The sequence below is a fragment of the Patescibacteria group bacterium genome (genome assembly GCA_041651355.1).
Classification (GTDB): Bacteria; Patescibacteriota; Patescibacteriia; order Patescibacteriales; family UBA12465; genus JAPLVX01.
The window spans coordinates 97,593-115,915 of record JBAZJK010000001.1 but is presented as its reverse complement, the minus strand read 5'-3'; the positions used below and the strand labels follow the sequence as shown (position 1 = coordinate 115,915).

At 43.6% G+C, this 18,323-nt stretch carries 22 protein-coding genes and 2 tRNA genes; 14 read left to right on the top strand and 10 right to left on the bottom strand.

Annotated features, from left to right (window positions below):
* Window positions 1–13 precede the first annotated feature (13 nt).
* The 6 genes from WC441_00540 to WC441_00515 all read left to right on the top strand — a co-directional run bounded on the left by WC441_00540 (window position 14) and on the right by WC441_00515 (window position 4,117).
* Complete coding sequence (locus tag WC441_00540) at window positions 14–286, top strand: hypothetical protein (GenBank protein MFA5162996.1); 273 nt, start codon at window positions 14–16, stop codon at window positions 284–286.
* Between the two features lie 27 nt (window positions 287–313).
* Complete coding sequence (locus WC441_00535; GenBank protein MFA5162995.1) at window positions 314–481, top strand: hypothetical protein; 168 nt, start codon at window positions 314–316, stop codon at window positions 479–481.
* Between the two features lie 218 nt (window positions 482–699).
* Entirely contained in the window at window positions 700–948 is a 249-nt protein-coding gene (locus WC441_00530; GenBank protein ID MFA5162994.1) for a hypothetical protein, read from the top strand.
* A 208-nt stretch (window positions 949–1,156) separates the two neighbouring features.
* A complete protein-coding gene (locus tag WC441_00525; protein ID MFA5162993.1) occupies window positions 1,157–2,974 on the top strand; it encodes a hypothetical protein in 1,818 nt (605 codons plus the stop codon).
* Between the two features lie 8 nt (window positions 2,975–2,982).
* Window positions 2,983–3,258, top strand: coding sequence for a hypothetical protein (locus WC441_00520; GenBank protein ID MFA5162992.1), 276 nt, complete (start codon window positions 2,983–2,985; stop codon window positions 3,256–3,258).
* 4 nt (window positions 3,259–3,262) lie between these two features.
* Window positions 3,263–4,117 carry a zonular occludens toxin domain-containing protein gene (locus WC441_00515; protein ID MFA5162991.1) on the top strand — a complete coding sequence of 285 codons (855 nt, stop codon included), beginning with the start codon at window positions 3,263–3,265 and terminating at the stop codon, window positions 4,115–4,117.
* Between the two features lie 61 nt (window positions 4,118–4,178).
* Here the strand turns inward: WC441_00515 and WC441_00510 are convergent, their stop codons facing one another.
* Both WC441_00510 and WC441_00505 read right to left on the bottom strand, forming a co-directional pair.
* Window positions 4,179–4,472: a hypothetical protein gene (locus WC441_00510; protein ID MFA5162990.1), complete on the bottom strand. Its 294-nt coding sequence runs from the start codon at window positions 4,470–4,472 to the stop codon at window positions 4,179–4,181.
* A gap of 50 nt (window positions 4,473–4,522) precedes the next feature.
* On the bottom strand, window positions 4,523–4,651 hold the full coding sequence (locus WC441_00505) for a hypothetical protein (protein ID MFA5162989.1): 129 nt from the start codon (window positions 4,649–4,651) through the stop codon (window positions 4,523–4,525).
* A gap of 169 nt (window positions 4,652–4,820) precedes the next feature.
* Between WC441_00505 and WC441_00500 the strand changes: the two genes are divergently transcribed.
* The 4 genes from WC441_00500 (at window position 4,821) to WC441_00485 (ending at window position 6,352) form a co-directional block, all read left to right on the top strand.
* The gene (locus WC441_00500) at window positions 4,821–5,183 is read left to right on the top strand and encodes a hypothetical protein (GenBank protein ID MFA5162988.1); all 363 of its coding nucleotides are present in this window, start codon (window positions 4,821–4,823) and stop codon (window positions 5,181–5,183) included.
* The gene (locus WC441_00495) at window positions 5,146–5,766 is read left to right on the top strand and encodes a hypothetical protein (protein MFA5162987.1); all 621 of its coding nucleotides are present in this window, start codon (window positions 5,146–5,148) and stop codon (window positions 5,764–5,766) included. The genes WC441_00500 and WC441_00495 overlap by 38 nt, the downstream gene beginning before the upstream one ends.
* Before the next feature lie 13 nt (window positions 5,767–5,779).
* A complete protein-coding gene (locus WC441_00490) occupies window positions 5,780–5,965 on the top strand; it encodes a hypothetical protein (protein MFA5162986.1) in 186 nt (61 codons plus the stop codon).
* 156 nt (window positions 5,966–6,121) lie between these two features.
* Window positions 6,122–6,352, top strand: coding sequence for a hypothetical protein (locus tag WC441_00485; GenBank protein MFA5162985.1), 231 nt, complete (start codon window positions 6,122–6,124; stop codon window positions 6,350–6,352).
* A 1,576-nt stretch (window positions 6,353–7,928) separates the two neighbouring features.
* Here the strand turns inward: WC441_00485 and WC441_00480 are convergent.
* Window positions 7,929–8,015: transfer RNA gene (locus tag WC441_00480), tRNA-Ser, on the bottom strand.
* A gap of 70 nt (window positions 8,016–8,085) precedes the next feature.
* Between WC441_00480 and WC441_00475 the strand changes: the two genes are divergently transcribed.
* From WC441_00475 to recG, 3 genes are all read left to right on the top strand, one after another.
* Window positions 8,086–8,613: a hypothetical protein gene (locus WC441_00475; GenBank protein ID MFA5162984.1), complete on the top strand. Its 528-nt coding sequence runs from the start codon at window positions 8,086–8,088 to the stop codon at window positions 8,611–8,613.
* A gap of 20 nt (window positions 8,614–8,633) precedes the next feature.
* Window positions 8,634–8,705: transfer RNA gene (locus tag WC441_00470), tRNA-Arg, on the top strand.
* A 7-nt stretch (window positions 8,706–8,712) separates the two neighbouring features.
* Window positions 8,713–10,815, top strand: a complete 2,103-nt coding sequence (gene recG, locus WC441_00465) for an ATP-dependent DNA helicase RecG (GenBank protein MFA5162983.1) — start codon at window positions 8,713–8,715, stop codon at window positions 10,813–10,815.
* 53 nt (window positions 10,816–10,868) lie between these two features.
* On the opposite strand, the gene WC441_00460 is transcribed toward recG, so the two are convergent.
* A complete protein-coding gene (locus WC441_00460; GenBank protein MFA5162982.1) occupies window positions 10,869–11,147 on the bottom strand; it encodes a hypothetical protein in 279 nt (92 codons plus the stop codon).
* A 287-nt stretch (window positions 11,148–11,434) separates the two neighbouring features.
* Between WC441_00460 and WC441_00455 the strand changes: the two genes are divergently transcribed.
* On the top strand, window positions 11,435–11,731 hold the full coding sequence (locus WC441_00455) for a hypothetical protein (protein MFA5162981.1): 297 nt from the start codon (window positions 11,435–11,437) through the stop codon (window positions 11,729–11,731).
* A 70-nt stretch (window positions 11,732–11,801) separates the two neighbouring features.
* Here WC441_00455 and radA read toward each other — a convergent pair whose 3' ends face one another.
* The 6 genes from radA to WC441_00425 form a co-directional block, all read right to left on the bottom strand.
* On the bottom strand, window positions 11,802–13,151 hold the full coding sequence (radA, locus tag WC441_00450) for a DNA repair protein RadA (protein ID MFA5162980.1): 1,350 nt from the start codon (window positions 13,149–13,151) through the stop codon (window positions 11,802–11,804).
* 67 nt (window positions 13,152–13,218) lie between these two features.
* Window positions 13,219–13,830, bottom strand: coding sequence for a hypothetical protein (locus WC441_00445; protein MFA5162979.1), 612 nt, complete (start codon window positions 13,828–13,830; stop codon window positions 13,219–13,221).
* Window positions 13,831–13,851: 21 nt separating this feature from the next.
* A complete protein-coding gene (locus WC441_00440; GenBank protein MFA5162978.1) occupies window positions 13,852–15,756 on the bottom strand; it encodes a DUF87 domain-containing protein in 1,905 nt (634 codons plus the stop codon).
* Between the two features lie 18 nt (window positions 15,757–15,774).
* Entirely contained in the window at window positions 15,775–16,449 is a 675-nt protein-coding gene (locus WC441_00435; protein MFA5162977.1) for a hypothetical protein, read from the bottom strand.
* 9 nt (window positions 16,450–16,458) lie between these two features.
* A complete protein-coding gene (locus WC441_00430) occupies window positions 16,459–16,929 on the bottom strand; it encodes a PrgI family protein (GenBank protein MFA5162976.1) in 471 nt (156 codons plus the stop codon).
* 3 nt (window positions 16,930–16,932) lie between these two features.
* Window positions 16,933–18,255 (bottom strand): hypothetical protein, encoded by a 1,323-nt coding sequence (locus WC441_00425; protein ID MFA5162975.1) that lies wholly within the window; start codon window positions 18,253–18,255, stop codon window positions 16,933–16,935.
* Between the last annotated feature and the right edge of the window lie 68 nt (window positions 18,256–18,323).

Here is an 18,323-nt window from a genome sequence, read left to right as displayed (position 1 = left end):
ATAACAAGCGTTTATGTTTTACATCAAAGGAATCATCAAAGATGACAAGACCGAGAATTTCACCAGAAAAGACGGGACTCCCGGTCAAAAACGATTGCTCTACATCGAACCGTCCGGGAGCATCTACCCTGTGGCCGTAAGCGTCCCTTTAGACAAGGACTACGGCAAGGTCGGAGCCAAGGTGGAATTCGAGGTCAACGTTTTTCCGTTCTGCTTTGTGAATAAGCAGAGACAGCGGGCTTATCTGTCCGTTTACGTCCCCGAAGACGCGAACGATAAGAAATAGTCCGAAATTATTCCTTGAATTATCGATATGAACTTCAACGAAATTTTGCTCCATTATCAAGTATTGGACAGCGCGGATAATGTCGTCAATCTAACCGCCACTTTTACGCTGCCGCTCGCCGGGCCGTTCTTCTTTCTGAAGATCGCCTTAGGCGCGGTCATCATAATTTACGTGGCCAAAAAGTTATGGCGATAGACGGCATCCAATTTGTCCAAATATATACCCCGTTGATAATCGTTATCGGAATAATTTGGGGACTGAAAAAAATTAAAGATAGCTTGAAATAATATGACCGAATTCGAAGCGGTTAACGAATTGCTGAAATGGTGTCTTATGGCGGGATTCGTCGGTCTTATTCTCATTCCGTTCTTTATTGACAACAAAAAATAAAGACTAGAGAGGAGGTGAAAAGTATGCTTAAGAAAATCGGGTTCGGCTTAATGGCGTTTTTGGGCACGATTGGTTTGGCCACCAACTTCGCCCACGCCGCCGCCGATCAAGATTTGACGAATTCCTTGGCCAGCACGACCAGTTTGTTGAAGGATAACGCTTACGCGTTTATCCCTTACATCCTCGGAGTGTTCGGCGCCGTCATCACTCTTACTCTTATCATCAAGGGTATCATGTGGGGGGTCAAAAAAATCAGAGGAACCATCAAATAGTTTATCGCCCCGCCTTAACCGGCGGGGCATAAACCCCTTCTCCTAACCAAAACTATGTTTACTTATATATCGCTTGTTATCTTAATAGCTATTCTCGCCCATTTTGACTATCAATTTTACAAAACTTATACCGAGCCTCGTTTATATCACGATAAATTGCGAATGGATGAAATCTACAACAACTGGCGCGAGATAACGAAACAAAAAGATGAAAAATAAATTGTTAAAATATACTTTTTCGTTGTTGGCTCTTTTCTGTCTGCATCTTTTCTTCGCCGGAAAAGCCCTGGCTTCGTACGACAGCAGCCTCAGGCTTTATTGGGATTTCAATAACACTAATATAGACAAGATAAGCGGGGTGGCGGGAAATAATTTCGGATATAACGGGAGCAATCCTTGGAATTTTTCGGACAGCGCTTCTCTTAATGCCGCGGCTAATTGGTATAACGTGAATATCACCGGCTTAAACATAAACCAAGGAAATAATTTTTCCGTCTCTTATTGGCAATATTTTGACAACAATTCCGATTGTGTCGAAATCAAAAACACGTCCGGAAATTTGATTGCCGGAATGTGTTCGGACCACGCCAATGACGGTCGCAATCCAATAAAGCCCAGGGTTTACAGCAACGCTTACGTAAATGAAAACCCGACTTGGAATAATAATTTGGCGTCCAACCCCTCCGGCAATTATTCTTATCCGAATTTTTCCGCCGGATGGCACCTAATCACCTTAACGTTCACCGCCAATCATCAAGTTCTCTATATGGACGGCATTAGAAAATGGGAAGCGGATTTAAGCATACCACAAAATTACGGCAATATCGGAGGGATATATTTCTATCCGAATAACTGGGCGGGAAACATTTATCTTTTCGACGATTTCGCGATTTGGGATAAAACATTGTCCGACACCGAAGTTTCTCAAATATATCTCCACGTCGGCGGCCTGAACAATATCTATTTCACCCCGGCCGAATATTGCGGCGACACACTTTGTCAAACCGTTAGCGAAAATTGTTCCACTTGTCCGAGCGACTGCGGAGACTGCGCGAATAATCCTAACGCTTCAGACAACACCGGCCTGTTCTTCTTCAACAATCCTTATACTTTCTCCAATCAATCGACGGCCAAAGTCAGATACCTTTACAACGAAAATATCTTTACCGTTTACGATTATATCGAAATAAGACAAATAAGCGCGGATTGGGCGACAAGCACTTTAGTGGCTACCAGTACCATAATAGACAGCACCGGTTTCTTTACCGATAAATACAACGGAACCAGTTTCTTCCCCTTGACCGGAGACGGAACAACGATAGGCTACGTTAATTACGAGGTAATAGGTCATTTATCCGGTTATTGGTCTCCGACGTTAGGCGACGTGGCCGCTACCACGACCATTCCTTATGTGGTTGTGGTTAATTGGCAACCAACTGAGATACCCACGGCCGCAGATATTTTAACTGCCAGTTCAAGCAATCCATTTTATGACGACAGCGCTATGTATTACGCCGCGTGCGACGCGGATCAATGGAATACGCCCGACCCGGAATTCGTCGGCATAAGCATGCCCGCTCTTAATATGACTGTTATCGGTTGCAAATTCAAATTGGGATTTATTATCGCCGGTAATAAATTTACGACGATAGCGACCGACGGCATATACAAAGCTGGCAATATCCTAAAAAATGTTTTTCCGTTTAACATTTACACCAATCTGAACGCTGCTTGGAAGGCCAGCGCAAATTCGTCGACGCTTTCCGAACTATCTTTCTTATCTCCGGTGAACGGAAATTTGACGGCGCAAATTCCAACAACCGGCACTTCAACCGCCACCGTCGTTTTGTGGGGCAAAGATATTTTCACTTCCAGTTCGACTTTGGGAACGGTCAACGCGCAAAAAACCAATCAACTGTTTCTGGCCATTAAGACGATTATCAAATGGGCGCTTTGGGGAATGTTCGGATTCTGGGCGATTAAAAACGGTAAAGCCTTCATCAACAAGATGACTGAAGGTCAATAAATAAAAATATGAACGCACTCATTCAATTCATAAAAGTGGTGTTGATTACGACTTTTTTGTCCGGACTTCTTTACGCCATCGGACAAGCCGTAAACAATCTCATTCCTTGGCAGAACATTACGATATTTTTCGGGATGATAAGACAATGGTCGAGCCTTATTGATTTCATTTTCCCGACTGACACGCTTTGGCAAATCGTCGGCATAGTCTTTTCTGTCTATCCGTTCTTGTGGTCGATTATGGCGATAAAGATTTTGATTAACAATTCGGGATTAAGAGAATAAACATATGGCGTTAGACGGTTCTAAATTTAAATTGATAACCGGTCTTCCCGGAAGCGGCAAATCGCTGCTTATGGCGACATTCGTCTACCCCTACCTTATCGCCGGCTATCAAGTCTATTCCAACCTATGGCTCAACTGGAAACGCTTTGACGTTTTGGGCGAATGGGACACGGATAAAAACAATCTTCACTATTATCAAGAAATGGAAGACATCACGGACGTGAGAAACTGCATCGTAATTTGCGACGAAATCGCCGAGCCGCTCGATCCGCGCAATTGGGAAAACGAGGGCTCGGGCGTGAGAAGATTTTTTCAGCAACACCGCCACCACCATATCGACATTTACGGCACGACACAAAATATCACGCTTGTCGCCAAAAGCGCGCGAATAGTTATAGACGAATGGACGGACGCTTTTCGCATTTTGAGCTTTATTCCCGGCATCGTTCTTTTGCGCGAACGGGCGATAGACCGGACGCAAATGCTAAAGGAAGAACCGGAGCCGAAAGATAACGGCTTCTTCTCTTGGCTGTCGGAAATAAGACTGTTTATCAAATCAAAACTGCTTTTTAAAAAATGGGACAAATACAAACTGGAATTGGAGCATAAATTCTGCGAGAAGTGCCACGAACGACAAGAATTCAATCTTGATATTTGTCCGAAATGCGGACGAAAACTTGTTATAAAACAGTCCGGCATATACGACAGTTGTTATGACATTCGGCTTCGTCCGAAAAAACATTACTGGCGCCCCGTCAGCATTTGCGATTCTTGCGGCAAAGAAGATAAAGGCGGTTATAAAGGAATTCTTAGCGAGGAAGAATTTTTGAAACAGAAAGAATTGACCGTCAGAAAATAGTTCTTTGATTGTCTATACAAAAAAAGGAGCCAATCCCGTTAGGGATCAGCTCCTAAAGTCGTTAAGCTTGCGGCTCGACTTGCTTTTCGTAGAAAAGATAAATCGTTTTCAGTCGTCTCTCGATGACTTCTCCGGTTTTCTTGTCTTTTTTCTCGACGACGATAAAAGACCGAATGGCTTTCTCGTCCTTGCGAACGACACATCCGTTCTTGAGCCAACCTTTGAAGGTTAAGCAATTCTCGAACGGATTATAGCGTTTGGCCTCGTCTTCGCCCCAACGCTTGGCGATTTCCTTGCGGACGAGATTTGAAGTGTTTTCCGAACCCGTCCAATTTGATTTGACTGATATTGTCATAAATTTAAATTGGCGACTGATTTTAAATGACCGGATAACGTCGCCTTAGATTATCTATCGGCCACGAAAGAAGCGAGCGTCTGATTGCTTGCGGTTGTCAAAGTGGAGGCCATAGGCACTACCTTGAGAGCCGATAAGCTGACGCTACAATGAGAGGACACAGATAGACAATCGGGCATACCGACCGGCCGCCGCAGTTTTTTCCTTTTTTCGGCGGCATCCCCTTGGGGGAGCCGAAAAAAGGAAAACGCGGCCGGTAAATGAGATTTTAGAAATGCGACCCCTTATAATAATTAACTTGACCATACGCACACAAAGGGCCGCGACTTAAACAAATATACAAAACATATGATATACAAAAACATCAAAAAAGAATTCGAATATATCCTTTGGCTTAGAGAAAGGATAAACAAACTCCGTTTCGGCATAAGCAGAAAAGTAAAAACCGATTCAACGACCGATTTTGCCCTGCTTGGTCGAAAACTTATTTCTTATCAACGGGAATTCAAGCTTGTCTTGGACGAACTTTATTCCCTCCTGAAAAATGACGACCTACCGACAAAAACTGATTATATGCGGCAAGAAAGCGGAACTCTATCAATACGAGGCTCCTATTGTGATTGGCAAAAAGCGAAAACATCGAAAGATAAAACGACGAACGAGAGAGGAAGTGATGGCAGAAATAAAAAACAACGAAGAATGCGAATTTGAAATGGAAGTCATGCGAGATTTTTCTCTTCGCCGCACCAGGGCGAGAATAGTCCGCTTGATAGATTCCAATCCCGACTTAAAAATTTTTATAACTTTGACCTTCAAGGAGAATATCCGGGAACTCGGCGAAGCCAACGCGATATTCAAGAAATTCATCAAACGGCTAAAGAGAAAACAAAAGGATTTGAAATATCTGGCCGTGCCGGAATTTCAAAAACGCGGCGCGGTTCACTATCATTTGCTCGTCAATTTTGAAATGAGAAACGAAGAATTGTCCGCGATATGGGATCAAGGCTTCGTAATGATAAACCGCGTCCAACACGTCAACAATTTAGGCTTGTATATTTCCAAATACGTCGGCAAAAATTTGTTCGACTTCCGTTATTTCGGCATGAAAAAAATTCTGTCTTCCCGCAATTTGGAAAAACCGATAATTATTATCATCAAGGAACAAATAAAAGATTTTTTTGTCTCGACGAAAGATATATTAAAAAATCTGTTTGAAAAACAGTACCGTTCGGACTGGTTGGGCGCGATAGATTACAGTCTGTTCGGTTCGGAAACGCCTTTGATTAAAACTTGAACGCAGTTCGATTATGAACATCAAACCGAGCCACGTTGAAAAGTTTAAAAATTTATATAGAGAAACGTTTAAAGAAGAAATAAGCGACGAAGAAACCTTCGAGCAATGCCTCAAGCTTGTCATTTTGGTCAAAGCGACTTATATCCCGATAAGCGCGACCGAAAAGAAGCGACTTAAAGAGCTTTATTTTAGGGCTTGAAAAATCGCCCGACTATGGTATCATTAACATTGAGACCCAACTAAATAACATCCGCCAAGGGATTTTTTATACTCGCCCCCAAAAAGGGACGGTTCTGCCGACGAGTATTGCCTTTGGCGATATTTAGTTGGGTCTCCAGGACCGCCCCTTTTTGTTATGCCAAAAACTAAAACAACAACCGAAGAACAAAAGAAAGTTTTGGAGGACAAGACTCTTTTAAATATGGCCGAGGTTCTCAACGAGATCCGGCTGGATTTTGAACTTCCCGACGAACACTTGGACCGGGAAGATAAGGCGAGAGTCTTGAAAGAAATCCGGGATGATTTGACCGATATTTTTTGGAATTATGATTTGGTAAAAAGAAACAAATATGACAACGGCGACTAAAATTAAATATTTCGCTTATGTCCGAAAATCCACCGAGGGCGAAGAACGTCAGGCCTTGTCCATTGAAAGCCAAAAGGACAAAGTTCGGGAATTCTTCAACGGTTTGGAAATAGTGGAAATTTTGGAAGAAAAGCACAGCGCTTTTTCGCCGTACAATCGCCCCGTTTTTGCCGAGATGATAAAGCGCATCCGAAAGGGCGAAGCGGAAGGAATTATTGCCTGGCATCCGGACAGATTAAGCCGCAACGAGATAGACGCTTCGACGATTTCATACTTGGTTCGCACGGGCGTCATCAAAGATTTGAAATTCGGTTCCTATAATTTCGACAATTCCCCCGAAGGCATAATGATGTTGCAATTGGCGCTTAGCCAATCACAATATTTTTCGTCGAAACTTGGAAAAGATGTCCGCCGCGGTTTGGAAAAAAAGTTTTCCATGGGTTGGCTACCGAACAAAGCGCCCGAAGGTTATCTAAACAGACAAGACGAAAACAGTAATTTCAGCATTATCGTCCCTGACCCGGAACGTTTCCCGTTATTGCGCCGGGCTTTCGATTTGATGTTGACCGGCAATTATAGTGTTCCCGAAATTTTGGAAAAGATGAACGGCGAATGGGGATACAAGACAAGAAAAATTCGCAGTCTCGGCGGCAAAGAATTGTCGCGTAGTGCGATTTACAGAATTTTTACCAATCCGTTTTACGCCGGAATAATCAATTACGGCGGACAGGAAACCAAAGGCAAGCACAAACGTTTAATAACAATTTCCCAATACGACCAAATTCAAACCATAATGGGCCGAGACGGAAAACCGCGCCGGCAAGAAAAAGATTTCCCTTATCGGGGATTGATAAAATGCAAAGAGTGCGGCTGTTTGATAACGGCCGATTTCAAGACAAAATTTAATAAACAAACCGGTCAAAACAAGGTTTATGCCTATTACTATTGCGCCCACAGACGTCGCGATTATTCTTGCGGACAGTCTTCCGTCGACCGTGAAGCTATGGACAAACAAATAATCGCCGAACTGCAAAAATATGAGCTTAACCCCGCCTTTTTGGACTTGGGGCTGGAGATTATAGATGAGCTGAAACAGGAAGAAACGGCCAAAGACGAGGCTATAAAGGCCAATACGGGCAAGTCTATGGAAAAGCTCAAAGAGGAACTAAAAAGCCTCACTAAAATGAAATGTCGGGACTTGTTAAGCGACGATGAATATTTGGAAGCTAAGAACGAACTGACCCGCGAAATGGCCAAATTGGACGATTTAGACGGCTATGACGAGATCAGAGAAGAAAAGGTTTTAAAGCTGACTAAACAAACCTTCGAACTGGCCTGTCATGGCCTTAATCAATTCGTGAATGGCGAATCCGAGAAGAAAAGAGAGATATTGTCTTCGCTCGGTTCGAACTTTTTTCTTGAAGACAAAAAACTTGAAATATTAGCGTTCAAATGGCTATTGCCGATAGAAAAAAATCGAGAACTCCTAAACGCCAAAATTGCTACGTTCGAACTTTCAAAAATGCCGATAAAAAAAGGACGAAATGAGTTTTTAGACTCGCTTCGTCCCGTTCTGCGGAGAGGGAGGGATTCGAACCCTCGATCCTCTTTCAAGGATAACACCTTAGCAGGGTGCCCCGTTCGACCGCTCCGGCACCTCTCCAATTTATCTCGTCTGATTTTTGTGGTATAATCACTATATAAAATAAAAGCAATAATGTCAATTTGAAAATATGGCTATTGATAAGCAAAATATGCCCCAAAAATTAGTCTGGCCGGTGCCGGAATATCGACGCCCTGAAAGAGGCCGCCGTTGGTATATAATCGCCGGCATATTCCTATTCCTCTGCCTCTTCTTCTCTTTTTTCAGTTTTTCCGGCTGGAAGCTAACATTTTTAGGGGCTAACTCTAATTTCCTATTTGCCCTTATCCTAATAATCTCCTCTATAATAATCATAATCAATGATGGTCGCCCAGCCCTGATGGTTAATATATATCTGGAGAGTGAAGGGATAAAAATCGGGAACAAGTTCTATGATTATGACAGCTTCAAGCACTTCGCCGTCATATATAAGCCCAAGCAAAGCGTCAAAAACCTTTATTTTGAATTTAAAAATTCTTTCCGCCCCCGTCTATCGATTCCCTTGCGTCATATGAACCCAATCCTGGTCAGGAACTTCTTACTCAGATACTTAGACGAGGATTTAGAGCGAACCGATGTCCCCCTATCCGAACAGTTGACGAAACTATTTAAATTATAATAAGATTAGGCTTTAGATAGGCTTTCGTCGTTCAACGGATAGGACGCAAGATTGCGGATCTTGTAATGCAGGTTCGATTCCTGCCGAAAGCACAATTTTATGCTTCAGCTCAATTCCCCTATTTCCGACTTATCACGAGTTGGTAAAACTACGGCTAAATACTTAAAAAAGCTAGGTCTGGCTCAAGCCCAAGACCTGCTTTTTTATGTGCCTTTCCGCTATGACGATCTTAGAGAGACTAAGCTGATCAAAGATTTAAAAGCCGGGGAAACTGTCACAATTATCGGTACCATTGAATTAATTCAAAATAAGCGGAGCGCCAGACAAAGAAAATACCTAACCGAAGCTCTAGTCAGCGATGAGAGCGAAACCATTAAAGTTATCTGGTTTAACCAACCCTTCCTGGCTCGCAATCTTAAGGCAGGCGATCAGGTTTCCTTAGCAGGAAAGGTTAGTGATAATTATGGCCAATTAAGCTTAGTGTCACCGATATACGAAAAAATAAACTCTGCTGACCTGATACATACTAAAGGCCTCATTCCCCGCTACCATCTGAGCGCCGGGCTCAGCCAAAAACAAATAAGATTCCTAATCAAGCAAGCCTTGCCTTTAACTAAGTACATTCCTGACTGGCTACCAGAAAGAGTCAGAAAAAATCTAAAATTATTAACCTTGGGCGAAGCCCTGGCTCAAGCGCATTTTCCCAAAGATCCGACTGCAGCCCAGGCAGCTTCCCAGCGCCTTAATTTCGGTGATTTATTCCTACGCCAGTTGAAAGCTGAATCGACCAAAAACCAGCTTCGGACCAAACAAGCGCCGCTTATCAAATTCCAAGAAACGGCGACTAAAAAATTTGTGGCCAGCCTGCCCTTCAAACTGACCGACGACCAAAGGCGCGCCGCCTGGGAAATCCTCAATGACCTTGAAAAAAGCCAAGCTATGTCGCGTCTGCTGGAAGGCGATGTCGGAAGTGGCAAAACCCTAGTAGCCGCCCTAGCTTTATTCAATACCGCTTTAAATGCCTACCAGGGGGTGCTTATGGCGCCCACAGAAATCCTGGCTAGCCAACATTTCAATTCCCTTAACCGGCTCCTCGGCGGCTTTAACGTGAAAATCGGACTATTAACTAGGGGGCAAAAAAATATCAACTACCAGGCTGACAATATAAACCCATCCCTGAAAGGCCAGGCTAAAACTACTGCTATTACCAAAGAAATCCTAGACAATGCCGATATAATAATCGGCACTCATGCCTTAATCCAAGATCGTTTAGATTTCCGGCAATTAGGCCTGATCGTAGTCGATGAACAGCATCGTTTCGGCGTAGTCCAGCGGCATAAGATAGTTTCTTCCGGCACTAAAAATCTCATTCCTCACTTCTTATCAATGACCGCCACCCCGATTCCCCGCTCTTTAGCTTTAGCGATCTACGGGGATCTGGACCTATCTTTAATCAAGCAAATGCCGGCTGGCAGAAAAACGGTAATTACCAAAATAATTAGCGAAAAAGAAAGGATAAAAAGCTATGAATTTATCAGACGGCAAATCTCTGAAGGCCGGCAGATATTTGTCATCTGTCCTCTGATCGACGAATCCGATAAAAGCGGCTATAAATCAGTCAAAGCTGAACATGAACGCCTGGATAAAGAAATTTTTCCTGACCTCCCTGTCGGCCTGCTGCACGGACGCCTCAAAAGTGATGAGAAAGACAAGGTAATGCAAGACTTCTTGGATAAGAAGACTAAAATACTGGTCGCTACTTCAGTTATCGAAGTGGGTGTCGACGTACCAAATGCCAGTGTCATGATAATCGAAGGAGCGGAGCGCTTCGGTTTAGCCCAGCTCCATCAATTCCGCGGCCGAGTCGGACGCGGGCCGCATCAATCATATTGTCTCCTTTTCCCTAGCAACGAACAAGAAATGAGTGATAAAAGTCTTAGGCGTCTAGAAGCCCTCACCAAATACAGCGATGGCTTGAGCCTCGCTAAGATCGATCTCAAGTTGAGGGGGGCGGGCGATATCTATGGCGCCAACCAAAGCGGCTGGCCGGAAATAAAAATTGCCACCCTATTCGATTATGAGCTGATCAAGAAAGCTAAAGATGAAGCCGAAAAAATAGTTAAAGAAGATCCGGAATTAAAAGATTATCCTCTCCTGAAAGAAAAACTAGGACAATGGGAAAATGAAATCCATTTCGAATAAAAAAAGGACTTATCTTACGATAAGCCTTTTTTTAAAGATCGTGTTGTCTTTTGCTAAACTGCTTTTTTCCGGATATTTCTATCCATCCAATCCATTAAATCCTCGCCTAAAGCCAGGGTTTCAGAGGTTGAAAGGGCGGAAATCGCGATTAGGATTGCCATTGTAACGGATATTCTGAGATCGACTAAACAGTCGATTAAGATATCCACGGAATCAGTCCGCTGACCGGCAAAAAAGCTCATCAGAGCACAAAAGAAAAAAATTGTAGCCAAAGCTAATGAGATAAAACCAGCCACAATGAGGATACGGTGCAAAACTTTTGTTACTTTCATTTTTTCTTGTTTTATGTGTTTAATATTGATTTTACATATTACGAGTTGGGCTCATAAGATACAAAATCAATATTAAACGGATTGAAAAGATCAAAACTAACAAAGATAATTATAACATTTTATAATAATTTTGTCAATATATAGATATTATTCATTAAAAATTAGCTAATTTTCAATAAATAAGGATAGGCTATATTGACATTATCATTTATCTATTATAACATAAACATATGATTTTAATAGTCCTTTAAATATTCACCTAAGTTTAACTCATAAACAAGAAAGTCATGCCGAAACCTGAATTCATCGCTGAACTGATTGACGGGAGAGAAGTGTTGGTCAACCTGAACAACATCTCTGTGGCCAAAAGCCACAAATTTATGAACGTAGAAGTCCGGGAAACCAACCCGCGGCAAACGCCGCAAAAGCCATTTTTCGTCTCCCACAAAGAGATAATCGTAAAGAACGGAAACCGGGACCTGGTCCAGAAAACATTCAAACTGGCTGTAATCAGAGATAAGAAATCAAAGATCAAAGACAAGCCGGAATGTCGCCGGAACAGCGCGATGAGAATCGCTCGTTAAAATTAGGCAGCAGTGCTTCAAAAGTAAAGAAAGATCATCCGCGAGATGATCTTTTTTCTTATTTAAAAAATCATTTGATTATCTCTTCTAATTCGCTCAGGCTTTTAATTTTCAAAAGCTTAATCTTTTTTGCCTTGACTTCACTATTAGGGATGATGGCCGCAGTAAACCCGAGCTTCTCCGCCTCGGCCAGGCGTTGTTCCAGTTTATGGACGGCTCTCACTTCCCCGCCTAAACCGACTTCTCCCAAGACTATTGTCCGTCGATCCAAACTCTTATTAAAGTGAGAGGAAATGATAGCCGCGGCCACAGCCAAATCCAGGGCGGGATCGCTAATCTTGAGGCCGCCGACGATATTTAAAATAATATCCTGGACAGTAAGATTGGTCTTGGTACGTTTAGACAAGACTGCACTCAAGACTTGCAAACGATTAAGGTCAAAACCGCTAGATTTCCGCTGGGGGTATCCGAAGACGGTCTTAGAGACTAGGGCCTGGACTTCGACTAAAAATGGTCTGGTACCTTCTAAGACGCAACCGATCACTGAACCGGCTAAATTGGAGGGGGCGCTCTCGATGAAGACCAGGCTAGGATTCTTCACTTCCTTGAATCCTTGCCCGGTCATTTCTAAAACCCCTAATTCATTAACTGAACCAAAACGATTCTTGCTAGCTCGCAGTAAGCAATAGTTGTTCTGAGCCTCGTTCTCTAAGTATAAAACCGTGTCCACTATATGCTCCAGAGATTTAGGTCCGGCGACCTGGCCATCCTTGGTAATGTGGCCGATCAGAATCACCGAAATATCATTCTGCTTAGCTAACTCTAGAAATTTAACTGCTCCGGCTCTAATCTGGCTGACGCTACCCGCTTCCGCCGGAATCAAAGCGGAATAGATTGTTTGGATAGAATCGATGATGAGGAGTTTGGGTGATAACTTGATGGCGGTGGATACGATTTTCTCTACGTTTGTCTCACTGACGAACTTAATCCTCCCCAGGTCACAATGCAAGCGCTCCAATCTGGATTTAACCTGGCTGGCAGATTCTTCGCCACTGACATATAAGGCTTCTTGATCCTTAGAATAGGCGTCAGCCAACTGGGCGACAAGAGTTGATTTGCCGATACCCGGCTCGCCAGCTAGAATAAGCAAGGAGCCGGAGACTAAGCCGCCACCTAGTACCCGGTCGATTTCCGCTAAGCCGCAAGCCTGGCGCACTAATCCGGAAGACTGGATTTTATTCAAATCTAAAACTTCAGCTCCAACTATCTTTTTCATAATTTCTTTCTGTTGGACATGACCGTCGAAGGCTTGTTCGCCTAAAGTCCCCCAAGATCCGCATTCAGTACAACGACCGCTCCATTTGGGAAACTGGGCGTCGCAGTTGGAACAAGTAAAGACGGTTTTTAGTTTGTCAGCCATATATTTAGAGAGAAAAAGAAGCGTGCCTCCGCTTCTTTTTTCTATTTTAAATTATATAATCCTGATATTACTTCTTTCCCCAATAAGCGGCATCTATCAACCAAGAATCACCCACCTTTTTAAAGTCTAGGGTGAGCGACTGCGGATACTCTTTGCCGTTGTTAACCGCTTCGGTGCTTTCCTTGCGCAAAGTTTTGATTACTATGCTTCCTTGGCCGCTTTTAGCATCAAAGCTACTAACCTCAAAAGAGGTGGCTTTAGTAACGATATCGTAATAGTCCTTATCCTTATTCTCCTCTTTAAGCTTATCTAAGTAAGTGTCCGCCCAGTCTCTGAGATCGCTGGTCATGAATAATTTAGCGTCCTCAATATTACCATAGTTCGATTGTTTCGAAAAGGAGCCGAAACGTTCAGCGAAAGTCATGCCTAGTTTGCCGAGATCATTAGCGTTAATCTCATGAGGCGCCTCTTTAGAAATGTCATAATTCTGATAGTTGCGCGGCTTACTACCGGGCGTACTGGTACTTATCTCTACCGGCAAAGACCCGGGGCTGACCGGGGTTTCTACGCTTGGCCCTAAAGTAATCGGACGACGGAACCAGACCCAATAGATTATAAAGGCGATAATCAAGAGTCCTAGAACGACCACCAAGATAATAGCCCGCTTACGGTTAATCATATGATTAAAGATTAAAAAGATTTAGATTTCCGGATTAGGATTATTTTTGAGACTCTCTTCGAATTCTTTCTTAGCCTCCTCGATTTCCAATAATTGACGCGGATCAGAAGTGATCAGCTGATCCTCTGAATAAGATGCCACCACCTTCATTGCCACGTGTTTGTTGCCGGCAAAAAATATGCCCTCGCCCACGCCGCACTCTAGTAGCAGATATTTCTCGCCTTCCGTCAGGATGAAAGTTTTCTTGACTAGGTCGATGGCGGCCGGCGATTGTTTGAGCAGAATCTGCAAAGAAGAGTTGGTCACGATGGCTTGGCCATAGGGCGAGGTTAAGAAGTCATTAACGTCCTGAGTAATCGTGGTCACGCCCAAATAATATTTGCGGCAACGCTTGACTAAGGCGAAGACGAACTTAGCGCTATCTTCATGCTGCATCATCCACCAAGCCTCATCAATTACCAAGATGCGCTTCTTAGTCTCGCTACGGACAATATTCCAGATATAATTGATAATCGTATATATAGCCAGAGGCCGGAGCTCATCTTCCAAATCACGCACCGAGAAACAGACCAATTGATTATTCATCTCGACGTTAGTAAAATTATTCAACAAGCCGGAAAAAGTACCTTCGGTATATTTCTTGAGGCGTAAGGCTAAATCAGCGCCACCTTCCATGCCCTCTAAAACCTGTTCGAAATCCGACATTACCGGCGGTTCAATCTTAGATAAATCTGAATCTGGCGTAATATCTTTCTTGGCATAGGTTTCCAGCAAAGCGCGGTCAACGATAGAATCTTCATCATAGCTAAGGTTGCCGATCATAAGTCTAACCAAACCTTTTAGGGTTATGACAGCGCTCCGGATGATATCTTTCGGCTTTGATTCAGCTCCGATCGAGCGTGGCAAATCAAAAGGATTGATCTTATTCTCCGAAGACAGCGAAATGTTGATATAGGTGCCGCCGACCGCTTCAGATAGATATTTATACTCATGTTCAGGATCGATGATAATGATGTCGGTTCCGAGCATCAAAGAACGGAGAACTTCCAATTTGATAGCATAGCTCTTGCCGGCACCCGAGGTGGCAAAAACGACTGAATTAGCGTTCTGTAGGCTAAAACGGTCGAATAGAATCAAGCTGTTATTGTGGCGATTGATACCATACAAGATGCCGCGATCGCTGGTTAGCTCGCTAGAAATGAAGGGGAAAGATGAAGCGACCGGCGAAGAGTTCATGTTAAAAGTAATGGACATCTCGTCGTTTCCCAAGGGTAAAGTAGAATTAAAGCCCTGTTCGGCTTGGAAATAAACTCGCCGGGAGAAAACTAGTCGTGAACCGAAAATATCTTCAACCTGATCGGACATACGATCTAATTCCTCCGTACTATCGCTATATAAAGTAACATACAGGGCGAATTGGAAAAACTTTTCCGTTCCCTGGGTCAAGGCGTCGCGCAAGGATTCAATATCGCGCAAGGCAGTTTCCCGCAAAGGATCACGAGCAGCGCCCTTCTCGGCATCGCCAGCAATCTGTGCCTCTAAGATACCGACTTTGTTCTTCAGCTGTTTCAGAATAATTGCGCTGGAAACAGGATAGAAAAACATGGAGATATCGAAGGTCAAATTAAGATTAATGACCGGAGCGAACCAACCGACACTGATATAACGAGGATAATTGATGATAAAGATCGTCCGGACGAATTTGTCTCCTAAACGCAAAAGCGTCGGCTCGACTTTCATGCTCGCCGGAGAAATGATGTCCCGGACAGAAATAACCCCTCGCCGGAAAGCTTTTTCCTCCTCAATAATCTCCCGCGTTAGCTCCGGGTTAGCTTCCACTGGCGCCGGACTATCCGGCCGAGCACCTAAACTACTATTTAGGGTCAAGCGGTTATTTGGAGAATCTGATTTTTTGAAATTTATCATAATTTTCCCTTGGATTAATTAAGACTCGACGCGCATCTTGTCGATTTCGCCCAAAGCTTGGTTCTTAGCGGTCTCCGGGTTATAAGTGCGGTAATATAATTCAATCAGACTCTGAGTATCTAATCTAATCACATTAATACCCATGGCCTCTAAACCGCCGGCCACGCTATCTATCCGCCGATTAAGCATCTCCTGATAGCGCAAGAAAGTCTTCTCCTTTAATTTGATGGAAGTAGCTGGCTTCAAGGCTTCGCCTAACTGGGCCATAAAATTCTTCTTCTTATCAGACAAGGCGTTATAGGGGACGATAATGTAAAAACGCTTATTCATGATCTTGCCCAAAGAAGTTAATTCCTTGATATATTCGATGTATTCCCCGGTTTGGAGCTTGAGCAGCTTGTTAGTCTGCTCCTTCTCTTTGGTTCTGAGATACTCAAGATAATTATCAATGTCTAACTCGCGTGATTGAATGACGATTTGCAGGGTAAAAGATAGGTTATTCAGGAAACGGATATAGGAATCAACTACCGCATTCTGTTCATCTTCGCTTTTTAAAGCAAAATTGATGCTGGACGCCAATAAGACCGCCCGCAAGGTGCCATCTTTCATCACCACGGTGTTCTCCTTTATTTCAGCGATATCTAGGAAATCTTGGGTGGAAGCGCTAATTTTACTAGCTGCCTTATCAGCCATATTTTAAACTTAATTATTATTAAAATCTTTTTTCTCGGCCAAGCTTTGATTAGGCGCATTTTCTTGCCCTTTATATCTGCCCTGGGTGTCTACCACTAAAGATAAATCGGCTAAATGAGAGCTCTTAAAGGCCGGCTTGAATTGAGCCTGGTATTCATTCTTGATGATCGGGGTGAATTCTGGAACCTCTTGAACGGTCGTCTGCTTATTCCAAATCCTCGTGTTGGGCCGCCGCAAGGTCTTTACCAAGCTTAAAACAAAAAGATGGAAAGGCTGGCCATTAACCTTCACGAAGGCAAAAAGGATAGCCAAACCTAGGACTGGCAGACCGGTTGCCAAGAAAAGGGCAAAATCGAATAATTTATAGAAGATTCCGATTAAAGCCGCGGTGGCCAGAAAGATTAAAAATTGCCGGGTAGTGATTGGACCGATAATCTTGCTTTCCACGTCAATGAATTGAGGAACGGTAAATTGCTGCATATATTAGAACATGAGCTTTTTATTAAGGTCGACGATCGCGTTGATTTCATCCCAAGTCAAATATTCACGGTTTTCGGACTGCCGCTTGGCAATAATCTCCTTAAGTGGCATTCCTTTAGCGAAAGCCTCTTGGCACATCTTCAAATAGACACGATTAATAATACCCTTCCGCCAAGCCACTACCCCTTGAATCATCTGGTCATAGCCAGTCTTTTCCAGCAATCTGATCTTGGTATAAATCTTGCTAGTGATATCACTGGGATTCACGCCCAAGCGACGGAAATTAACTAGATCCAAAAATTGTAATTCTTCAATCGGACCCATGATCTTGGGCATCGGTCGGATATCGGCGACTTTGGGCCGGGAGGGATCAGCCGCCGGGCGCAAATTAGCCGCCGCCGGCAGGGGCGACTTAACTAATGGTTTCGGGGCTGCTTCCTGTCTCAGCGTGGCTGCCGGAGCTGGAGCCTCTACCTTAGGAGCAAGTTCCGGAGATGGAGTGCTAGGCACCGGGTTGATCTTGGATAAGGCTTCAGTGATCTTAGCTGAAGCTAAATCGGCAATCGCGGCGGCTTCGGCATCAATACTAGGCGGAGCCGGCAGGTCTTTCATTTCCCCTGAAGGAAGCTCGTGACTAGTATCCAAATTGCCTAACGGTTTTAATTTTCCTTTAGCGGCCAGGTCTTTAAGATTATATTCTGATTCATGGGTGATGGCTGTTTTATCCTTAACGGCATCAGCCACGATCAACCTATCTAAAGCTGGCGAGGCAGACGGCTTGACGATTTCCGGAGCCGGCAAGGCTTTGGTTAGCTCGTCGCAAATCTTAAAAACCTTATCAATGGTAAAAGTGTCCAAATTAAGGCCGCCAGAGACAACGCTCTTGGCTAAAGAATTACGAGTATCAATCTTGGTTCTGACACCACGCAGATAAGTGTTAAGGATTTGTTTGAAGCGAGCCAAAGCATCGGTACTCGTGAACCTGATTCCTGACTCTTTAACGATCCGCTCTAAGTTTTGGTTTAAATCAAGAGCTGATGAATCTGAATTGAGGCCTAAATAGGTAGCAACAACTAAAAAAACCTGGTCTTTAAGATCACGGTTCAAGCTTTCTGCCTGGGTTTGATTAAGGCCGAATTCACTAGCTAGATGGAAAGGCAAATTCTCCAAACTAAGGGTTTTTATCATCACCCGCATCACGGTCATAGCCAAATCAACCCCATATTTGCTTTCTAAAGCGGAAATCGCGGCCATAACGGCAGGGGAAGAAATCTTATCGCGCAAATCCTTAGGCAGGGCGTTAAATTTTTGCAAATAATCGAACATGAAACCGGCAAAAAATAATTTATTCTGGTTTTATTTTAGCACATTTTGCCAAAAAGAGGAAAGAGAGC